General features: G+C 34.9%; 22 protein-coding genes. 6 read left to right on the forward strand and 16 right to left on the reverse strand.

Annotated elements, in window-relative coordinates:
- The first annotated feature begins 88 nt into the window (after nt 1-88).
- Together I5168_RS01060 and I5168_RS01065 are read left to right on the forward strand one after the other, a co-directional pair.
- Nucleotides 89-655 (forward strand): TetR/AcrR family transcriptional regulator, encoded by a 567-nt coding sequence (locus I5168_RS01060; protein WP_042279839.1) that lies wholly within the window; start codon nt 89-91, stop codon nt 653-655.
- 63 nt (nt 656-718) lie between these two features.
- Nucleotides 719-1,540, forward strand: a complete 822-nt coding sequence (locus I5168_RS01065) for a hypothetical protein (RefSeq protein ID WP_431472189.1) — start codon at nt 719-721, stop codon at nt 1,538-1,540.
- A gap of 53 nt (nt 1,541-1,593) precedes the next feature.
- Here I5168_RS01065 and I5168_RS01070 read toward each other — a convergent pair whose 3' ends face one another.
- From I5168_RS01070 to I5168_RS01095, 6 genes are all read right to left on the reverse strand, one after another.
- Nucleotides 1,594-2,067, reverse strand: coding sequence for a thioredoxin family protein (locus I5168_RS01070; RefSeq protein ID WP_431472190.1), 474 nt, complete (start codon nt 2,065-2,067; stop codon nt 1,594-1,596).
- Between the two features lie 2 nt (nt 2,068-2,069).
- Nucleotides 2,070-4,436 carry a TonB-dependent receptor gene (locus I5168_RS01075; RefSeq protein WP_431472191.1) on the reverse strand — a complete coding sequence of 789 codons (2,367 nt, stop codon included), beginning with the start codon at nt 4,434-4,436 and terminating at the stop codon, nt 2,070-2,072.
- 125 nt (nt 4,437-4,561) lie between these two features.
- Nucleotides 4,562-4,951, reverse strand: coding sequence for a hypothetical protein (locus I5168_RS01080; protein WP_431472192.1), 390 nt, complete (start codon nt 4,949-4,951; stop codon nt 4,562-4,564).
- A gap of 127 nt (nt 4,952-5,078) precedes the next feature.
- Complete coding sequence (locus tag I5168_RS01085; RefSeq protein WP_431472193.1) at nt 5,079-5,495, reverse strand: DUF6691 family protein; 417 nt, start codon at nt 5,493-5,495, stop codon at nt 5,079-5,081.
- Between the two features lies 1 nt (nt 5,496).
- The gene (locus I5168_RS01090; RefSeq protein ID WP_431472194.1) at nt 5,497-6,063 is read right to left on the reverse strand and encodes a YeeE/YedE family protein; all 567 of its coding nucleotides are present in this window, start codon (nt 6,061-6,063) and stop codon (nt 5,497-5,499) included.
- A 78-nt stretch (nt 6,064-6,141) separates the two neighbouring features.
- Nucleotides 6,142-6,300 carry a hypothetical protein gene (locus tag I5168_RS01095; protein WP_181072550.1) on the reverse strand — a complete coding sequence of 53 codons (159 nt, stop codon included), beginning with the start codon at nt 6,298-6,300 and terminating at the stop codon, nt 6,142-6,144.
- Nucleotides 6,301-6,453: 153 nt separating this feature from the next.
- Between I5168_RS01095 and I5168_RS01100 the strand changes: the two genes are divergently transcribed.
- The 3 genes from I5168_RS01100 (at nt 6,454) to I5168_RS01110 (ending at nt 8,915) form a co-directional block, all read left to right on the forward strand.
- The gene (locus I5168_RS01100) at nt 6,454-6,972 is read left to right on the forward strand and encodes a redoxin domain-containing protein (RefSeq protein WP_431472195.1); all 519 of its coding nucleotides are present in this window, start codon (nt 6,454-6,456) and stop codon (nt 6,970-6,972) included.
- 9 nt (nt 6,973-6,981) lie between these two features.
- Entirely contained in the window at nt 6,982-7,614 is a 633-nt protein-coding gene (locus I5168_RS01105; RefSeq protein ID WP_431472196.1) for a transglutaminase-like domain-containing protein, read from the forward strand.
- Between the two features lie 170 nt (nt 7,615-7,784).
- Nucleotides 7,785-8,915 carry an MBL fold metallo-hydrolase gene (locus tag I5168_RS01110; RefSeq protein WP_431472197.1) on the forward strand — a complete coding sequence of 377 codons (1,131 nt, stop codon included), beginning with the start codon at nt 7,785-7,787 and terminating at the stop codon, nt 8,913-8,915.
- A gap of 169 nt (nt 8,916-9,084) precedes the next feature.
- On the opposite strand, the gene I5168_RS01115 is transcribed toward I5168_RS01110, so the two are convergent.
- From I5168_RS01115 to I5168_RS01160, 10 genes are all read right to left on the reverse strand, one after another.
- The gene (locus I5168_RS01115; protein ID WP_105018373.1) at nt 9,085-9,837 is read right to left on the reverse strand and encodes a type 1 glutamine amidotransferase domain-containing protein; all 753 of its coding nucleotides are present in this window, start codon (nt 9,835-9,837) and stop codon (nt 9,085-9,087) included.
- A 263-nt stretch (nt 9,838-10,100) separates the two neighbouring features.
- Nucleotides 10,101-11,981 carry a monovalent cation:proton antiporter-2 (CPA2) family protein gene (locus I5168_RS01120; RefSeq protein WP_431472198.1) on the reverse strand — a complete coding sequence of 627 codons (1,881 nt, stop codon included), beginning with the start codon at nt 11,979-11,981 and terminating at the stop codon, nt 10,101-10,103.
- Nucleotides 11,978-12,580, reverse strand: coding sequence for an NAD(P)H-dependent oxidoreductase (locus tag I5168_RS01125; protein ID WP_042279860.1), 603 nt, complete (start codon nt 12,578-12,580; stop codon nt 11,978-11,980). The genes I5168_RS01120 and I5168_RS01125 overlap by 4 nt, the downstream gene beginning before the upstream one ends.
- A 44-nt stretch (nt 12,581-12,624) precedes the next feature.
- Nucleotides 12,625-13,197, reverse strand: a complete 573-nt coding sequence (locus tag I5168_RS01130) for a Crp/Fnr family transcriptional regulator (protein ID WP_105018372.1) — start codon at nt 13,195-13,197, stop codon at nt 12,625-12,627.
- 79 nt (nt 13,198-13,276) lie between these two features.
- Nucleotides 13,277-13,684 (reverse strand): group III truncated hemoglobin, encoded by a 408-nt coding sequence (locus tag I5168_RS01135; RefSeq protein ID WP_431472199.1) that lies wholly within the window; start codon nt 13,682-13,684, stop codon nt 13,277-13,279.
- Nucleotides 13,685-13,700: 16 nt separating this feature from the next.
- Entirely contained in the window at nt 13,701-14,210 is a 510-nt protein-coding gene (locus I5168_RS01140) for a DUF3124 domain-containing protein (protein WP_431472200.1), read from the reverse strand.
- 25 nt (nt 14,211-14,235) lie between these two features.
- Nucleotides 14,236-15,276, reverse strand: a complete 1,041-nt coding sequence (gene arsB, locus I5168_RS01145; protein ID WP_431472201.1) for an ACR3 family arsenite efflux transporter — start codon at nt 15,274-15,276, stop codon at nt 14,236-14,238.
- 58 nt (nt 15,277-15,334) lie between these two features.
- Nucleotides 15,335-15,949 carry a protein-tyrosine-phosphatase gene (locus I5168_RS01150; protein ID WP_431472202.1) on the reverse strand — a complete coding sequence of 205 codons (615 nt, stop codon included), beginning with the start codon at nt 15,947-15,949 and terminating at the stop codon, nt 15,335-15,337.
- Nucleotides 15,950-15,965: 16 nt separating this feature from the next.
- The gene (locus I5168_RS01155; RefSeq protein WP_167343119.1) at nt 15,966-16,433 is read right to left on the reverse strand and encodes a DUF6428 family protein; all 468 of its coding nucleotides are present in this window, start codon (nt 16,431-16,433) and stop codon (nt 15,966-15,968) included.
- A 43-nt stretch (nt 16,434-16,476) separates the two neighbouring features.
- On the reverse strand, nt 16,477-16,809 hold the full coding sequence (locus I5168_RS01160; protein WP_105018366.1) for an ArsR/SmtB family transcription factor: 333 nt from the start codon (nt 16,807-16,809) through the stop codon (nt 16,477-16,479).
- 348 nt (nt 16,810-17,157) lie between these two features.
- Between I5168_RS01160 and I5168_RS01165 the strand changes: the two genes are divergently transcribed.
- A complete protein-coding gene (locus I5168_RS01165; RefSeq protein WP_105018365.1) occupies nt 17,158-18,621 on the forward strand; it encodes an aldehyde dehydrogenase family protein in 1,464 nt (487 codons plus the stop codon).
- Nucleotides 18,622-18,666: the final 45 nt, after the last annotated feature.

Below are 18,666 nucleotides of genomic sequence, written 5' to 3' on the forward strand. Positions count from 1 at the left end.
TATTTACACGCAAATCTAAAGTCTAATTATCACATGGATGGTATAAACTTTTGTGAATAATTTGTTTTAGAGGTATACTTGCAATCCCATGACCCAGCGTAAATCTCAAATTCTAACTACTGCAGCACGACTTTTTAAAGAACGTGGATATTCTGCCGTTACCATGCGAGATCTAGCTGCGGCGCTAGATATGAAGGCTGCAAGCTTGTATAATCATATATCTGGTAAACAAGAAATACTTACGATTTTAATTCTTGAGGTTGCTCACGAATTTACCAATGGAATGAAGCAAGTTGAAAGTGACGATAGCACTGCCTTTGTAAAGGCTCAAAATCTTATCGCCTTACATATAAAAATTGCTTTATCACTTACTGATTCACTAGCTGTTCTTAATAACGACTGGATGCATCTAGAAGGAGTTTCCTATGAAGAATATATTCGATTGCGTAAGAATTATGAGGCTGATTTTAAACAAATCATACTAGAAGGAATCGATAAAGGCGAGTTCAAAAACATGAGTGTTGAAACTATCTTATTCAATCTTTTGAGCACACTTAGATCCATCTATTTATGGATTCCAAAGAAATCTCCCAGTGAGATTGAAACCCTTAAAGTAGAACTGCCAGATTTACTTTTACTTGGACTTAAAAAATAGGTCCTTTTAAACTTTCTACAATTTTAAGGGTCTCATGATCGTTAAACATTAAAACCATTTATTATGAGAAAATTATTGATTTTACCTTTCATGACAGTATTACTTTCAATAGGCACCTCATGTTCTAGTGATGAAGAAAACACAAACCAATCTGATACAGAACTAGCAAAGGAAAGCGCAGCTATTGAAGTAGCAGAATCGTTTGATTTTGACCTAGTTCTAGATGTCGAGGATCTTAATTTCTCAAGAGATTTTACAGAAGAGGATAGCATTTCTAAAAATGGTTGTGTGGTTGTTACCACTCAAACTACAAACGGTGGTTTTCCTAAAACGTATACACTAGATTTTGGGACTGGCTGCACATCTCCTAGAGGTATTACCCGAACCGGGATAATCGAAATTACTTTAACTGACATGTTACGTGATCCAGGAGCAGTAGCAACTGTAGAAAGACGCAATTACACTATAAATGGAAGAGGTTTATCTGGTCTAGTAACTTATACAAATACGTCAACATCAACCAGTATTCAATGGAATCGAAATGTTTCAAATGGAAGTTTTACTAGTCTAAACGGATCGGTATTTAACTTTAATAGCGACGTTGACACTCGACTTATTCAAGGAGCTGGAACATTAACAAGAACTGATGATGTAGTGGAATTATTCATGGGTAATAGAACGGTAAGTAGACCAAATGGTTCTAGTCTTACAATTACGATCTCACAACCTTTACTCAAACCTTATACTTGTGCAAATATCACTCAAGGTGTTCTTGATTTTAATGGCACAGTTCTACAAGGTAGCTTGGATTATGGCTCTGGTGCTTGTGACAATCAAGCAGTGTATACAACAGTAACTGGTAATACTATCAATATTACTTTATAAGATTTTTAAACAAAAAAGAAGAAAAGCCTTTTCATTTTACGAAAAGGCTTTTTTTATTGAATCCATTGATACAATTCCTTTGGTGATAAATACTCAAAAGAACGCTTGATAACATTGAATTGTTCATCAAATAGTACGATTACAGGCGCTACAAAAGGTTTGTCTTTTCGACTTCCTAATAATTCGGCGAGCTCATGAGTCGGGTTTCTAGATTTTTTAAGATTTTTATTGACAAATTGATCATTGCCTATTTGGATAGTATTAGCCGTTTCAGCGTTTAATTTAATCGTATAATAATCCTTTTTTAATTTCTCTATTACCTGCAGATCTCTAAATGCAGATTGCTCCATTTTTTTACAATACACACACCAATCCGTATAAAAATAAAGGATTGTTTTTTTACGCTTTCGCGAAAGCGAGTCCTCAACATTCTCAATCGTGGTCCATTCTATTGAATTGTCTTGTGCGTTTAATGGTAATACCACAAAGGCCACAATAACAAAAACGAGTGTAGTATACAGTTTCATAATCAATGCATTTTACCAATTTTGATTCCTAAAAATACAGTTCTAGGAGCCATAGGCCCATAAACATAATCTGAATCTCTGGTAGCGCCTGTATCAAAATCATCTTGAAAACTATCAAAGATATTGCGCACACCACCAGAAATGGTAATCATAAAATCATCACTGTAATCAAAATGAGTTTCAACTTTGAGATTCATGTCTAAAAAAGGATTAGATCGATTTATTTGAAGAAATCCGCTGTCACTTATTACTCTAGGAACATTCATGCGACCTGTATAGGTACTGGTAAGATCGACATTAAACTTTTCTGACGGTAACCAGGTAGCATTTAAAAACCCATACCAATTAGGATTACGTACAAACTCATCTATAAAGATATCAGCCTCTCCTAAAGTACCATCGCTTTCAAAGAGTAATTGTTCATCATCATACCTAGATTCTTGATAAGTAGCGCCTATTTGAAACCTCCAATCGGACGATGGCGAAACACCAATTTCAATATTACTACCAAAGACAGTTGCACCAGAACCATTGCGCACCTCTTCTAATATAGAACCATTATTCAAGGTAGCACCTGTGCTCACTTGAGTAAATGGATCCTGAATAGTTGTATAAAATCCTTCTACTAGAAAATCTAATTGAAGTAAGTTTTTTGAGAGAGAGTAATTAAAAGAACTGGTAAACGCATTAGAGTATTCTGTTTTTAAATCTTCAGATAAGATAACAAAGAGCTGTTCTCCTCCTACACTAGATATATGTAAATCTTCATTAAAAGCTTGTGGAGCTCTAAAACCGCGAGCATAACCTGCTCGTAATTTAATTTGTTTTGTCAGGTCATAACTCATAGTTAATCTGGGAGAAATAGCTGTTTGATCAATTGATACCTCTCGCAAAACTGTCCCTACTGAATATTTCCCATCCACGTTTACATGGTCTAATCTTGCTCCTAATAAAGCAGTAACTTTTTCGGTAGGTTTCCACTCGTATTGTGAATAAAACCCAATAGTATTTACCTGTTGATCAATAGAACGATTATAACCAGGAATTTCATCTTCTGTATTGGTTGTTACGTATTCCAATCCTGAAGTAATTACATCTCTTGTGAACGATTTAGTATGTTGAACTCCTGTTACCCAAGCCAAATCCTTAGTAGTACCAAATGCATTATTGGCAATTAAACTATCCTGCCTAGTTCTTGATCCTCCTAAACCACCGTAATAGCTGTCTCGATTTGTATAAGATGTACTTGTATAAGCTTGTAGCTTGTGAGAGTAATCGGTGCTTTCCCATTCATAATCGGCACCACCTATGAATGTATCATGTTGAAGCTCTTCAGTAATATCGGTAAATTGAGGTGCAAGATCCAGTCGGTCACCACCACGTCTATATTCCTTTATGGCATTTAAATTTAATGAGATCCTACTGCGCTCATGAGGTTTCAAGAAAGCTTTTGCCCCTACAGTAGTGTTATCAATTTCTACTAATTCAGTAAAGCCATCATCATTAGCATCATAGGCGTCGCGATTGCGGTATGAGCCGTACAAGGTAACTCCAGTCTGTAAATCATCAGCTACTATAGATGAATTGAAATTTAAATTTCTATCCAGTGCGTCTCCTTTTATGCTTGATATGGCACTACCTATTTCCCAAGTATTTAAAACAGGATCTTTGGTGATTACGTTTACCGTTCCTGCAATAGCATTTGAGCCATATAGAGCACTACCACCACTGCGCACCACTTCAATACGATCAATGGTATTAACGGGTATTTGCTCTAGACCATAAACGCCCAATAGAGAAGTGAATACTGGTCTACTATTCAAAAGAATCTGAGTATAGGCTCCTTGTAATCCATTTAATCTTACTTGAGTAAATCCACAATTTTGACAATTATTTTCTACTCTTACTCCAGGAGCATAACCTAATCCATCGGCCAGTGTAGTTGATTGGGTTGCATTGAGCAATCTTGTACGTATAGAAGATATTACCACCGGTGCTTTTTTACGTTCTACTCGATTACGAGTAGCGCTTACTACAACTTGGTCTAATCCTAAAGCATCTTTTGTCAATGTGAATTCAAACGAGTATTCTTCTTGAGATAGATTAATGGTTTGGGTTGAATTGCGATATCCGGATGCTGAAATATAAAGAGTATACTCACCTTTCTCATCTAAGGTTATAGAAAATTCACCATCAATATTAGTGAATGCTCGTGTGTGTGTTTCTGCAACTACAACAGTAGCCAGAACTACAGGATCTTTATCACTTAAAACTTTACCCTTTATAGTTAAAGAAGGTGATTGAGCGAGTGAAATAATAGGCATTACAAAAGCCATTACTATACAAAATTCTAATTTACGAAGCGTCAAAACTTATTTTTAGACAAATCTAAATAATTAATTAGCTGCAAAAAAATAATATCAAATAATTTAAAAAACCTCTAACTTTTTTATGAGTTAGAGGTTTTTTAAATACAGTAAGTATTTATGTTATACTATGTGTTTTTAATATGAGCTGTGACCAAATAATCAGACCAAATGACCGCTTGTTCAATTTTATCAAATGCTTGAAAAGGAACTTTTGAAAATTTTTTTTCTATCCTGATATTTTGAATAGTAAGAGGTGAATATGCAACCACACCAATACCCAGAAGATTGGGAATCTCGGGAAAATGATGATAGACGAGTGGATTTACGCTATACGAGTTAATCCTATTACTCAAATATACCATCGGATTTGATCCGTAGGTTTTTTCTATGAACATTTTCAAATAACGAACATGACCTTCACCAACTACAATCCCTTCCGCTATTTGGGTGATTAAAAAATTTTTAAAAACAAATACTTCTGCATAACCGAAATCTTTATACGTAATTCTATCCATAGCAGAAATTTTGACCAAAGTTAAATTTTATAACCATGCAAAATTCCAAACATTATGATAATAGTAGTTAATTTTCTGTTTATCAGTAATTTCGGTATTTAAAACAAATTAACAAGAATATTCACCATTAATGAGGAAGCCTAGCTCGTAAAAGGCCATAAACGTAAGTGCCTATTAATGCACCACTAATTACGATTAAAATAGAAGGAAAACCAGCACCTATCAAAACATACATAGGTCCAGGGCATGCACCTGCAAGCGCCCAACCTAATCCAAAAAGAATTCCGCCAACTAAATACCTAGGAAAGCTAGGTTGTTTTTGATTTAATTGCATATCTCGTCCACCTAAGGCTTTGATATTTTTACGCTTAATTAATTGTATTCCTACTACTCCTAGAATAAGAGCACTTCCAATAATTCCGTACATATGAAAACTATCGAAACGAAACATTTCATAAATCCTAAACCAAGAAGCGGCCTCAGACTTATACATTACTAAACCAAAAAATACTCCTATGGCTAAATAAGCTGTATACTTTTTCATATTAGAATATTAAGGGGAAGAAAACGTGAATCATTATTAATCCACCTATAAAAAAACCTATAACAGCTATGAGAGATGGTAACTGTAAGTTGCTCAATCCAGATATAGCATGTCCCGATGTACAGCCACCTGCGTATCGCGCTCCAAATCCAACAAGAAAACCACCAACTAGCAATATTTCGATTGTTGTGAAGTCGTTTAAGCTTTCCATTGCAAACAACTCTTCTGGCAAATAACTTTCACCAGCACTTAGAAAATGATACTCACTTTTAAGCTCTTCTACAGTATTTTTTGAGATAGAAACACTGTTATCACCATTATTTGTCATAAAGGTGGATCCTAGGAATCCTCCAATTATCGCACCTAGCACAATCATTAAGTTCCATCGCTCTTCTTTCCAATCAAAATCAAAAAAATCTGATGTCTTACCAGCTCCGAAAGCCGCACATTTCGTTCTTAAATTTGCCGAGATTCCAAATTGCTTACCTAAAAACAATAATAAAAACATTACAAGCGCAATCAATGGCCCTGCAACATACCACGGCCACGGTTCATAAATCCAATGCATCAATATTAAATTTTTATGCAAATATCACGCTTTCGCGAAAGCGTAACAGTAACAAAAGTTACAGTATTACATAAATCTCTATTTTTTATCTAGATTCTTTTGGTGTTTTGTTTCACGTCTTGCTCTTTCAGCCTTTAAAGCCTCCTTGATTTTTGGATCAAAGTGAACACCATCAGCATGCATATCGGCTGGAGTTCTGTTAACCATAGGAACTCTATTTTTTTCTTTATCTGCCATAATTTCAATTTTCAATAAAGATACTTATTTTGTTTAATCTTTATTTTAATTTATTAAACATTTAATAGTTAATAGTTTCGTTTTAAAAAGGCATTAGCACGAGTTTAGGAATGATTTTAGAATTGTCCAGCTACAAGATTCTATTTTTATTTTATGAAAAAACCTATTCCACAACAACAAGCTCCAGAACTATCATTTCCTTTACTAGGAGATAAAGTATGGGATCTTAAAAAAGCAGATAGTGAAAATTTTACACTTGTAATATTTTATAGAGGACTGCATTGTCCATTATGTAAAAAATACTTGGAACAACTCAATGAACTCTTATCTGATTTTAAGGATAAAGGTGTTCAGGCAATGGCTGTAAGTATGGATGATGAAAAAAGAGCTAGACTTTCTAAACAAAAATGGGACATCGACAAAGTATCTCTAGGATATAATTTATCGGAAGAGTCGGCTAGAAATTGGGGACTTTATTTGAGCAAAGGAATTAAAGAAGGTGAACCTGATCTTTTTAGTGAACCTGGATTGTTCCTTGTTGATAGTCATAACGATATCTACTACGCTGCGATTAATAGTAATCCATGGGGTAGACCTCATTTACCATCTATGTTAAAAGCTATAGACTTTATACTAGATAAAGAGTATCCTGCACGAGGCGAAATGATGTAAATTTGTGAAATGCAATATACAGAATCTACCTACTTCTTTGACTATGAAAATCCTGTAATACAGGACATTCTCAAAGAATTTAGTCATCTGGAATCTAAACAGGAATTAATAGAGAAATTATATATTAAAGTAAGAGATGGATGGCGCTATCTTCCCTTTAATATAGGTTTGACTGCTGAACATTTTAAAGCTAGCAATATTGCTCAAAAAAAAGATGGTCATTGCATTGACAAAGCCATTTTATATATAGCATGTCTACGTGCCTTTAATATACCTGCACGATTGCATCTTGCTAAAGTTTCTAATCACATAGCTATTGAACGTCTAGAAAAGGTAATTGGAACTAATGAGCTAGCTCCTCATGGTCTGGTAGATGTGTATTTTAATAATCAATGGGTAAAGTGCTCACCAGCCTTCAACAAGGAGTTGTGCGACATTTATCAAGTAAACGTTCTAGAATTTGATGGTACCCAAGATTCTGTTTTACAGGAATACAATAATGAAAATGCAAAATTCATGTCGTACCTTGAAGATTACGGCCACTTTGAAGACGTTCCTCTAGAATTTATTAAAAACACTTTTAAATCTAATTATCCTGATTTTTATGAAAAATATAAAGATCAAGATCATATAGTCATCTAAATTAAGTCATTGTTTTAAAGCGACCTTAGAACATAATATATGTTCTAAGGTCGATTGCATTATCAATACTATTAATTAACTAAGATTTATCTCATCATAAACTAAGAAGAATAATTAGTTTGAACTTTTAAGATATGTTACCTAATACCTTTGTTATAGAGTAAACAAAAATGAAGTTCATATTAAAAATATTAAAAAAGGTGCTTTTAGGTCTAAGTATTGTTATAGCAGTGATTTTCCTCATAAGTGTAATATTCTTATACACTAGTCCACAATTTGGAGGCAAGGCTAGTGATGAAAAAAAACAGTCTTATACAAAATCCGACAACTATACTGACGGTAAGTTTAAGAATGCAGGAAACATCTCAACAGAAATGAGCTTTAAAGACATGATGAAGGCTACTGCTGGTATGTTTAAAAAAATCCCCAATGCCAGACCTAACCACTCACTACAAGTTCAAAAAATTGACTCTGTATCCATTGAAAATTATAAGGGTGAAGCAAGGATCATATGGTTCGGTCATTCTACTTTTTTAGTTCAGATCAATGAAAAAAACATTCTGATAGACCCTATGTTGAGTGATGTTCCTGCACCTCATCCATGGTTAGGTTCAAAACGTTTTAATGAGAAACCTCCGATTACTATAGAACAACTTCCAAAAATAGATGTGGTCCTATTATCCCATGATCATTATGACCATTTGGATTATGAATCCATTATAAAATTAAAAGACAAGGTAGAAGTCTTTTATACTCCTCTAGGATTAGGAAATCATTTATTAGCTTGGGGAATTGATAATGAAAAAATCACTGAATTTGATTGGTGGGAAAACACGCAATTTTATGGTTTAACCTTTACTAGCACACCTGCTCAACATTTCTCTGGTCGAGGTTTGAGCGACCGAGATCAAACATTATGGTGCTCGTGGATCATTAAATCTTCAACTGAACAGCTATTTTTTAGCGGTGATAGTGGTTATGGTGCTCATTTTAAAGAAATAGGTGAAAAATACGGCCCGTTTGATTTTGCGATGATTGAATGTGGTCAATACAATGAATTGTGGTCAGAAATACACATGTTTCCTGAGGAAACTGCCCAAGCGGCAATTGATCTCAAAACAAAATCTATGATGCCTATTCACTGGGGTGCATTCAAACTAGCGCAGCATTCTTGGACTGATCCAATTGAGCGTGTGGAGAAGAAAGCTACCGAACTTAGTGTTCCTATGGTAATCCCACAAATAGGAGAACCTGTGTTTATCTCAAAACCGGTAGCTGCTAGTAATGATTGGTGGAAATAATAATAATTTGAAAACCGTAAGGACACTTAAAACGATAAAAGCAAATTTTCAATTTAGTGATGAACCAATCTTTTAATTCTTACAATTAGAAGATTCTAGTACTATATAAAAAGAAAAAACGCAGGTTTTGAACCTGCGTTTCTCTATTTATAATCATTGCTTTTAAGCATTACTTAGTGAGTAAATCCACTACACTACGAGCTACTAATCCTGCTGATGCTGGATTTTGTCCTGTAACAACACGTTGATCTACACTTACTTTTTCTTGCCACATATCGGCTTTATCAATTTTGGCTCCTTTTTCCTTTAATTCATCCTCTAGTAAAAATGGAACAACCTCAGTAAGTTCAACATTTGCTTCTTCTTCGTTTGTAAATACGCTTAATGTTTTACCATCTACTAAATAGCTACCATCTGATAATTTGATATTGATCAATCCCGAAGGACCGTGACATACAGCACTTACAATTCCATCATTCTCATAAATCTCACTAGCTATATTTGCTAACTCCTGATTATTAGGGAAATCCCACATCGTTCCATGACCACCAGCGTAGTAAATTACTTGGTATTGACTCGCTTCAACTTGAGATGGCTTTAAGGTTGATTTCAATTTTGCTTGAAAATCCTCATCTTCCCAATATTTCTTATTAATCTCATCATCAAGATCAAAACCATCAACTGGTGGCAAACCACCTTCTGGACTTACAAATGTGATGTCATAACCTGCTTCTTTAAACACTTCATAAGCATGAGTAACTTCACTTAAATAATATCCTGTAGTTTTCCCAGTGTCTCCTAGCTCTTTATGACTAGACAAAATCATTAAAATTTTTGGTGTATCCATTGTTTTTTCTTTTTTATTGATAACTGTTAAAAGTGAAAAAATCACTAAAGCACTTACCGCTGTTATTGTTTTCATATTGTAACTTTTTTTTAAATCCTTAATGGGTTAAAGAGGTACAAAGTTCCAATAGTTTACGCAAGTTTGCGAGGACTGAACTCACCATTTTAAAGTGCTTTTCCTCACAGTTAATTTGTGACCTATGTCACATGTTAATTTTTATTATTGGATAAAGCTAGTTATACCAAAAGATTAATGATGTTAAGAAAATCTTGTAATGATTGCGCTTTCGCGAAAGCGTACTTAATAAAACCCTAATCAAACTAAAAGGAATATTAAGATTAATCGTTTTGTTCGAGGGATTTCCTAATGTGTTCACCATCCCAGTGCTTGTCGTAGGTTACTATACCACGTTTAAAATCACGTTCTAGAAGTTTTTCTTGCTGTTCCAGTTCTTGCCTAGCCTTAAAAATGTACCTTTCATCTCGCTTAGGTTCTTTGGCTAATCGTTTCAAACTTTCAACGTCGTAGGTAATAAAATTTTGCACTTGTCTATTTAAGGTATATTTCCTAAAACCTAATTTGTGTAAGGCATCACTGGCAAGAGAAAGAGAAGTATCCAAGGTTTCTCGGTATATATTTTCAATACCTAGATTAAGTAATTCATAGGCCTCATAACGATTTTTGGCTCTTACGAGCAGTTCAACATGAGGATATTTTTCTTTAACTAATAATGCAACTTCCTTATTCACCGCAGGATTATCAATCGCGCAGATTAACATTTTTGCTTGAGCTATCCCAGCAGATTCAAGAAGATCTTGCCTAGTAGCGTCGCCATAGTATACCTCAAAGCCCATTTTCCTCAAAAAATCAACACGGTTGGAATCTATGTCTAGTATGGTAGCCTCAACTCCATGAGATCTCATAAATCGCCCAACGGTACTTCCAAAATGTCCAAAGCCTACCAAAATTACCTTTTGAGATTTAGCGATATGATCCATAGGTCGTTTAATGGATTCTTTGGTACCAACTTTAGGTAAAATCACTCGTTCATTAATTAAACTGAGTATAGGTGTGAGCGACATAGAAAGTGCTGTAATCACTAGCATAACATCCATTTGCTCTGGTGCAAGAATTTCTAATTGAAAAGCAAATGAAAGTAAAACGAATGCAAATTCACCTACTTGTGCAAGGCTCAAAGTTAAGAGTAGTTTTTGATCAAGTTTAAGTTTAAACACTCGGCCCGTAATGTATAAAACAGCGGCTTTTAAGGTTATAATAAGTACCAGTAAGCCACCTATTGTAAAAGGACTTTCTGCTATTACAATAAAGTTTATGGAAGCACCTACTGCCATAAAAAACAAACCCAATAGTAAATTTTTAAAAGGCTCTAGTGTACTTTCTAACTCATGTTTAAATTCACTTGTTGAGAGCACTACTCCACCTAAAAATGCTCCTAATGCAGGACTTAAACCTACAAACTCCATTAAATACGAAATAGAAAATACGATTAAGAAAGCTGCTGCGATAAGTAATTCACGCACACCGGTTTTTGAAACCTTTCGAAGTATTGGTACTATTAAATATCTTCCTACTAGCACAATTACCACTACAGAGGCAAGAATAGCCAATGTTTGCAATCCAATGGGTAAATTTTCAATTAAGGTTGCTTCATGCCCATTTGAGCTTACATTTGATGGGTCTTGAGAAGACAATAAGGGCAAGGCTCCTAACATCACTATCACGATGATATCCTGAAAAAGCAATATTGAAAAGGAACTTATCCCAAAGGTGGTTTCCATTAAGCCTTTTTCCTTAATGGTTTGCAAGGCTATTGCAGTGGAAGACAAAGACACTGCCATGGCTATTACGAGTGCTACTTGCCATTCATATCCTAATATTGTAAAAAGTAAGTAAGTCAATACTAGCGTCGCTGTAACTTGTATTCCTCCCATACCTAGTATAGACTTACGCATGTTCCAGAAGCTCTTGGGTTCAATCTCTAGACCTATAAGAAATAGCATTACCACAACTCCAAATTCTGCAAAATGAAGAATATCATCTCCTTCTTCACCTATTAAACCTAAGACATAAGGTCCGATAATGACTCCTGCGATTAAATAACCTATCACAGAACTTAATCCTAGTCTTTTAGCGATAGAAACACAAATTAAGGCTCCTGCTAGAAATACAATTGCTTCAAAAAGTAATGTTCCTGTCATGAATTTGGGTTTTTAATCAATTCAAGATCGTTTAAAAAGAAGCAATTAGATAATCCAGTAGCATCAAAATCACCTTTGAGTAAATCAATGAGATTTTCATATTGATTTGCATAATCTAGTAATTGCTCTTCGGATAATTTATGAGTTCCCATTACCGCAAATGGTGGTAAATAATGCATTCCGCACAAATTTGCAGTTTGTTCAAAGGGTCTTAAAAACTCATTGATAGTATAACTGTTATACCCTTGTGAACAATATACCTCTCGAGAGCCGCCAGTGGTTATAACATTAAATACAGTTTTACCTTGCAACATGTTACCTTCAGGACCGTAAGCCCAATTAAACTCTAACACCATGTCCATCCATTGTTTTAAAATTGCTGGACTACTGTACCAGTACAATGGATGGTGCCAGATTATGATATCGTGTTCTTCTAATAATTTCTGTTCCTTTCTTACATTGATATGAAAATCTGGATAGGTTTCATACAGGTCGTGCAATGTAATATGACTTTTAGAGAATAATCGATCGATTAAAGTAGCATTGGCTCTTGAATCTTCAAATCTAGGATGAGCAAATAAGACTAATGTTTTTTTCATTTTTAAATTTAATCAAACCACAGATGTAAATGGCGATGTGTAACTTATACCTTCAATCTGCTTAATGATTCTCTACTTACACCTAGGTATGAAGCAAGAAGTTTTTTTGGAACTCGTTGAATCAAATGCGGCATTTCGTCAATTAATCGTTCATAACGCTGTTCAACCGTTTGGGTAAGATGAGAAAGTACTCTTTGTTGCAAATGAACAAACCCGTAATTTAATTTTACCCTGAAAAAGTTGGCCATAGCAGGTACTTCCTTACATATCAATTCTCGACTCTCAAAACTTAGACTTAAAAACTGTGTGTCCTCTAAACAATCTAAAAATAGAGTTGCAGGCATTTGATATTGATAAGCATGATAATCACTTATCCAGTAATTTTCTGAAGCAAACTGTAGGATGTGTTCCTTACCGCTTTCATCTAGGGAATAAGTCCTTAAAAGCCCCTTTAAAATCCAAAATTCATGATCTACAACTTGACCTGTTTGTATCACGAATTGATGTTTTTTCAAACTTCTATACTCAAAATGAGATGCAACAAACTGCCATTCACTATCGGTTAAACTTACTATTTCTTCAATATGTTTTCGCAAAGGTGATAGATCGTGAGTCATACTACGAAAATAATTAAAAGGAGCACTCCAAGTAACCTTTTAATTTGTTAATGATTTAAGTACTCTTAGTAATAATAAGTTATTTAAATATATCTGGTCTATGATTCCACATTGCAATGTATTGTCCTGTGCTCATTTTTCTTGCGATAAATTTTGCTTGTGTAGCAATTTCTCCTTGAAAAAGTTCGTCTACCGACTCAATCCAAAGTTGTAGCCAAATACCAAAATGTGTGGGCTCGATTTTATAAGATTCCGCTTTATCAACTTTAATGTGATGGGATACTGGACTGCCCTTGTATTTTGCCTTTTTGAATAAATTCGATTCCCAAAAATCAGTCAACTTACTATTATGCAATTGCCATTCATGATCTTTAATATGTTTTGAAAAAATAGGTGCAAGGACCTCGTTTTTTCTCACCTTGGAATAAAACAAATGAACGAGACTTGCCACGTCCTGCCTGTTCTCTATAGCATTAAGACCACTCATGAATCAATACATCGTGTTACTGAACAGGAACACCTCGAGTTGTAAATGACAATCCTTGAGACCCATAAGTAGATATCATCACAGCCTCAAACAGCGGTGGATTATCTGTATTTTTCATTGCCCATTCAAACAGAAAATTAGCACCAGATCCTCCTTCATAATCCTTTTCACGTATGATAATTTCTAGAGTTTCCATAGGATTTACCACTATAGGATCCTTAACATACGATCTTACTATTTCACCTGTGGTGTTATAATAATCTGCTTGCGTTATATATAGAGGTTCTGTAGGTGATATATTTCTTATACTCGCTGTTACAGTAAGGTCAAAGGCACGTTCATCATGCACGTGATAGATGTGCGAGTATACTGGCAGGTATGTTTTTGCTTTCGCGAAAGCGGAAAAATCCTCAACATCTGCTTTCTTTGTTTCCCAACTAGGCTGCTTGCTTGGATACTTGGCTGTTTCCTTTTCAAAACAACCTAACATCATAAAAACACCGATAAGTAAGATGATCTTTTTCATAACAGTAAAGTTAAGTGTCCCATGGTTAAGAAGCATCATAATACTTCTTTTTCAACCAAAAAGAAACTCTTACTAATAAAATTAATGCTGGAACTTCTACCAATGGACCAATTACTCCTGCAAATGCTTGTCCAGAGTTAAGTCCAAATACCGCTATAGCGACTGCGATTGCCAGTTCAAAATTATTTCCTGCTGCGGTAAATGCCACCGATGCCGTTTTATCATATTCTGCACCCATCGCACGGGTAAAGAAAAATCCAATGATGAACATTAAGGTAAAGTAAATCATTAAAGGGACTGCTATTATAATCACATCCATAGGGATTTCAACAATAAGCTCACCTTTTAATGAGAACATGATTATTATAGTAAACAACAGCGCTATCAAGGTTAATGGAGATATAGTTGGAATAAATGTTTGAGTATACCATTGTTCTCCTTTTACTCGAATTAAAATAAATCGACTTAGAATACCCATTAAAAAAGGTATTCCTAGATAAATAGCAACGCTTTCTGCAATAGTACTTATGGAAATATCAACTATCGCTCCTTCAAATCCAAAGTATGGTGGCAAAATGGTGATAAACAACCAAGCATAAAAACTATAACCGAAAACCTGAAAGATGCTATTGAGAGCAACTAAACCAGCACCGTATTCACTACTTCCTTCAGCAAGATCGTTCCATACAAGAACCATGGCTATACAGCGAGCTAGTCCTATCAAAATGAGTCCAACCATGTACTCTGGATAATCTTGCAGAAATAGAATTGCTAGTATGAACATAAGAACCGGACCTATCACCCAATTAAGAATCAATGAGGTGGATAGTATTTTTACGTTCTTAAAAACTTTGGGAAGTAATGAGTAATTCACCTTGGCTAGCGGTGGATACATCATCAATATCAAGCCAATCGCAATAGGAATATTGGTACTTCCACTACTAAATGAATTTACAATATCCGGAAAAGAAGGTATAAAATAACCTAACCCTACTCCTATTGCCATGGCAATAAAAATCCAAAGCGTTAAATTCCTATCAAGAAAGTTTAATTTTTTTGAAAACATTTCTCTACTGTTTTATAAAACACTTTTTTAGAGTGCTCACTCTTTATAATTACAAAGACTATTTTTGGGCTTGTTGAAACACATAAAGCATTTCTGTTGCGATTTGATGGCTGCGTTCTAAATAAACATCTTGCTGTTGTGGTGTGCCATCAGATATTTTAGGATCTAGAAAGGTGATTGGAATTCTTTTAATCGCTCCTGCTATGAAAGGACAGGTTTCATTTGCAGAATCACAAGTCATCACCGCGGCAAATTCTCCTTGTGGGTTAAAATTATTATTCAGCACCTTGGAAAATCCTATGATAGGATGTTCATTTTCACCATATTTTATGGAGTAAACTGGATTATCGGTTTCAGATAATTTTTCTATTTGAAATCCTTGCGATTCTAGGGTTTGAGCAACTACAGGAAAGAGTGCAGTAGCCTCAGTACCGGCAGAATAGGTTGTGACTTTATTGAAACCTAAGTACGATGCAGCAGCTTGAGCCCAAATTTGAGATAGGTGACTACGTCTAGAGTTATGAGTACAAATAAAGTTAATTCTAACTTCCTTATCTGCTTGTACTCGGTCTTTGATAAAATCAATTAAAGGTTGTAGTGTTTCTTTGCGTTGCTCATCTATAGAGTTTACTTGAATATTTTTCAAGTAATCAGAAATTTCTGTAAATACCATGACTAGTTTTTAATGTTTAACAACAACCGCTTCCTGGCGCACAGGTAGTGGTAGCAGTAAGTTGAGAGAGAGACTTCTTTTCTTTTTTAACTGGGATGCCACAATTATCCTTGGCAAGACAATCCGTCTGTTTAGAAGTAAGTAAAAAATGACTGCCGTTAAACTCCAAACCAAATTTCCCTATAGTATCTCCTTGATATTCTACCTCGATTTCTAGATCTTCTATTCCTAATATTTTTTCAGAAAGTGTAATTATATCTAGGAGTTTTTCTGGATGTAACCTGTGATCATAATCATTTGCACTCCAAAGCTGGAAGTTAACAACCTCTTCATTACGCACGGTACCGCCGCAGTCAATAAAGTTTTTGGTTACTTTACCTACTTCAGTTACATGAAAATGATTGGGTACAAGATCACCATTAGGTAATTCAAAGGCTATAACATCTAGTTCTTCAAGATGTTTTTTGATAGTGGATAGTTTCATAATTATAATATTGCGATATTACGATAAATAGACATAAATTTTTTTAACAACAAGATGAGTTTTCTACTACATCTTGATTAAGGAATTGAAACATGATATTCTTCATGGATTGCCAGTTCTCAACATTTATACAATAGCAAACACTTGTACCTTCAACCGTACCTTGAATCAAACCCAATTGCTTAAGTTCCTTTAGATGTTGTGAAATGGTAGGCTGTGCTAGACCTATTTCATTCACTAAATCTCCACAAACACAAGTATTAGTTTTATACAAGTGTTGTAGGATAGCTACACGAGCTGGATGGGAGAACGCTTTCGCGAAAGCGGAAATCGCATTTTGCTCATCGGTAAATATTTCAGTTTTAGCTAAACCCATATCCTTATTGTTACATTGCAATATTACGATAATAGAAGTTAAACCACCAAACCTTAAGAGATAATTTTCATTGCCTTAAGAAACTTTTAAACCTTACCAACTAATAATCAAAGACATAAGTTAAATTTTAATGGTGTTTTTTAAGACCATTTGTCGTCTTAAACACGACAAAATTTTAACATCTTATAGGTTTAACATCCTGTTATAGCTGTATCTAACGAGTGCCTTAAATGTTAAAGATCATGTTACAAAAGCGATTTTGTGAGTTTTAAGATTAGGAGTTCTTTGTGAGCAGTAAGCTACTAATGCCTGTAATTTTAAAAGAAAAAGAAAGAAAAAGTAAAGATTATGGCAATATTAGAAGGCGTTGACAAACAATATATAAACGGTCAATGGACAGAAGGAAGCAGCGAAACAATTATAGAGGACAAGAATCCTTTTAATCAAGAAAAACTACTATCCATTAAAGGAGCTTCTCAAGAAGATGTAGATAAAGCTTATAAAACGGCAGAGAAAGCGGCAGAGTCATGGGGAAAAGAGTTGCCCCAAAAACGTGCAGAAATAGTAAACAACTTTCATGATGCTATCGTTGACAATAAGGAAGAACTTATAGAGTGGTTAATTAAAGAGGCAGGTAGTTCAAGAGTTAAAGCAGAAGCAGAAATCCAGATAAGCTTAGGTATCATTAAGGAAGCTGCTTCATTTCCTAGCCGTATGCATGGATACATCACTAATTCTAGAGTACCTCACAAAGAAAACAGAGTTTACCGCAGACCATTGGGCGTGATGGGAATTATTAGTCCTTGGAACTTTCCACTCAATTTATCTATACGTTCAGTGGTGACTGCAATAGCGTTAGGAAACACAGTAGTATTGAAACCAGCATCACAAACTCCCATTACAGGAGCTCTTGCTATAGCTAAATTATTTGAAATTGCCGGTTTACCTAAAGGTGTTTGTAATGCCGTTGTAGGTAAAGGGTCAGATATTGGCGATTACTTTGTAGAACACGAGATTCCAAAACTTATCTCCTTTACAGGTTCTACTCCAGTAGGTAGAAACATAGGAAAACTAGCCGGACAAAAATTAAAACGCATGGCGCTTGAATTAGGTGGTAACAATGTATTTGTTGCTATGGAGGACGCTGATGTAGATCAAGCAGTAAAAGCAGCTTTATATGGTAAATTCATGCACCAAGGACAAATTTGTATGTCCATCAACAGAATTGTTGTTCACGAAAGTATAGCCGATGAGTTTGTCGAGAAATTTGTCGAAGGAACTAAAAAATTAAAAGTTGGTAATCCTCAAGATAAGGAAGTTACCATAGGACCTTTGATTGATTCCAAACAAGTGGAACGTATAAATGAAGATCTTCAAAAGAGTATTGATGCAGGTGCCAAGGTTGTTCTAGAAGGTAAAAGCGATGGTGCTCTCATGCATCCAACTGTCCTAGACCACGTAACCGATGATATGCCTATTGCTGCCAATGAAATATTTGGTCCAGTAGCTCCTATCATTAGATTTAAGTCTAACGATGAAGCACTAACTATTGCAAATAGTCAAGACTTTGGTTTAAGTGGAGCTGTACATACTAAGGATGTCGAAAAAGGACTTCAATTTGCGAGTAAAGTAATTACTGGTATGATTCATATTAATGATCAAACTGTAAATGATGAATCTAATGTCCCTTTTGGAGGTGAAAAAGGATCCGGTATTGGAAGGTTTAATGGAGATTTTATAATTGAAGAGTTCACCAGAGTTCAATGGATATCAGTACAGCACGAGCCTAGGGATTATACACCTTTCGCATAACCGATCAAAACATACATTTAAAATTTTAAATCAAAAACAAAAAAC

Source organism: Nonlabens sp. SCSIO 43208 (genome assembly GCF_050703575.1).
Lineage (GTDB): Bacteria > Bacteroidota > Bacteroidia > Flavobacteriales > Flavobacteriaceae > Nonlabens > Nonlabens tegetincola.

Bases quoted from the DNA above. Each gene is read 5' to 3' on its own strand.
- I5168_RS01070 (WP_431472190.1), bottom strand. From the start codon at position 2,067: ATGAAACTGTATACTACACTCGTTTTTGTTATTGTGGCCTTTGTGGTA.
- I5168_RS01115 (WP_105018373.1), bottom strand. From the start codon at position 9,837: ATGAAAACAATAACAGCGGTAAGTGCTTTAGTGATTTTTTCACTTTTA.
- I5168_RS01135 (WP_431472199.1), bottom strand. From the start codon at position 13,684: ATGAGTGGTCTTAATGCTATAGAGAACAGGCAGGACGTGGCAAGTCTC.
- I5168_RS01150 (WP_431472202.1), bottom strand. From the start codon at position 15,949: ATGGTATTTACAGAAATTTCTGATTACTTGAAAAATATTCAAGTAAAC.
- I5168_RS01110 (WP_431472197.1), top strand. From the start codon at position 7,785: ATGAAGTTCATATTAAAAATATTAAAAAAGGTGCTTTTAGGTCTAAGT.
- arsB (WP_431472201.1), bottom strand. From the start codon at position 15,276: ATGTTTTCAAAAAAATTAAACTTTCTTGATAGGAATTTAACGCTTTGG.
- I5168_RS01065 (WP_431472189.1), top strand. From the start codon at position 719: ATGAGAAAATTATTGATTTTACCTTTCATGACAGTATTACTTTCAATA.
- I5168_RS01080 (WP_431472192.1), bottom strand. From the start codon at position 4,951: ATGGATAGAATTACGTATAAAGATTTCGGTTATGCAGAAGTATTTGTT.
- I5168_RS01130 (WP_105018372.1), bottom strand. From the start codon at position 13,197: ATGACTCACGATCTATCACCTTTGCGAAAACATATTGAAGAAATAGTA.
- I5168_RS01155 (WP_167343119.1), bottom strand. From the start codon at position 16,433: ATGAAACTATCCACTATCAAAAAACATCTTGAAGAACTAGATGTTATA.
- I5168_RS01105 (WP_431472196.1), top strand. From the start codon at position 6,982: ATGCAATATACAGAATCTACCTACTTCTTTGACTATGAAAATCCTGTA.
- I5168_RS01085 (WP_431472193.1), bottom strand. From the start codon at position 5,495: ATGAAAAAGTATACAGCTTATTTAGCCATAGGAGTATTTTTTGGTTTA.
- I5168_RS01090 (WP_431472194.1), bottom strand. From the start codon at position 6,063: ATGCATTGGATTTATGAACCGTGGCCGTGGTATGTTGCAGGGCCATTG.
- I5168_RS01060 (WP_042279839.1), top strand. From the start codon at position 89: ATGACCCAGCGTAAATCTCAAATTCTAACTACTGCAGCACGACTTTTT.
- I5168_RS01095 (WP_181072550.1), bottom strand. From the start codon at position 6,300: ATGGCAGATAAAGAAAAAAATAGAGTTCCTATGGTTAACAGAACTCCA.
- I5168_RS01140 (WP_431472200.1), bottom strand. From the start codon at position 14,210: ATGAAAAAGATCATCTTACTTATCGGTGTTTTTATGATGTTAGGTTGT.
- I5168_RS01165 (WP_105018365.1), top strand. From the start codon at position 17,158: ATGGCAATATTAGAAGGCGTTGACAAACAATATATAAACGGTCAATGG.
- I5168_RS01160 (WP_105018366.1), bottom strand. From the start codon at position 16,809: ATGGGTTTAGCTAAAACTGAAATATTTACCGATGAGCAAAATGCGATT.
- I5168_RS01125 (WP_042279860.1), bottom strand. From the start codon at position 12,580: ATGAAAAAAACATTAGTCTTATTTGCTCATCCTAGATTTGAAGATTCA.
- I5168_RS01100 (WP_431472195.1), top strand. From the start codon at position 6,454: ATGAAAAAACCTATTCCACAACAACAAGCTCCAGAACTATCATTTCCT.
- I5168_RS01120 (WP_431472198.1), bottom strand. From the start codon at position 11,981: ATGACAGGAACATTACTTTTTGAAGCAATTGTATTTCTAGCAGGAGCC.